Source organism: Dietzia sp. B19, assembly GCF_014145155.1.
Taxonomy (GTDB): Bacteria; Actinomycetota; Actinomycetes; order Mycobacteriales; family Mycobacteriaceae; genus Dietzia; species Dietzia natronolimnaea.
Genome location: NZ_JAALED010000572.1, coordinates 45,362 through 45,598, shown reverse-complemented (window position 1 = coordinate 45,598; position 237 = coordinate 45,362). Strand labels below are relative to the sequence as shown.

The 237-nt window shown below is 65.0% G+C and carries 1 protein-coding gene; it reads right to left on the bottom strand.

Annotated elements, in window-relative coordinates:
• A partial coding sequence (locus G6020_RS17310) for a transposase (protein ID WP_241732783.1) occupies positions 1 to 237 on the bottom strand: 237 nt, incomplete at both ends.

Genomic DNA, 237 nt, shown 5'->3' with positions numbered 1-237 from the left:
TTCTCGCGGACCTTGATCGTCAACGCGTCGGCGGTGACGAAAGTGAATGGTCCGGCCTCGTCCAGGCGGCGGTGGCGGAACGCTGCGACCTGCTCGTCCAGGTCCTGGGCCATGCGTGAGACCTGCGACTTGGACAGCGAATCGATCCCCAGGGTCTTGACCAGCTTGTCCATACGGCGGGTGGAAACGCCAGCCAGATAGCAGTCCGCCACGACCGTGATCAGGGCGGACTCGGCC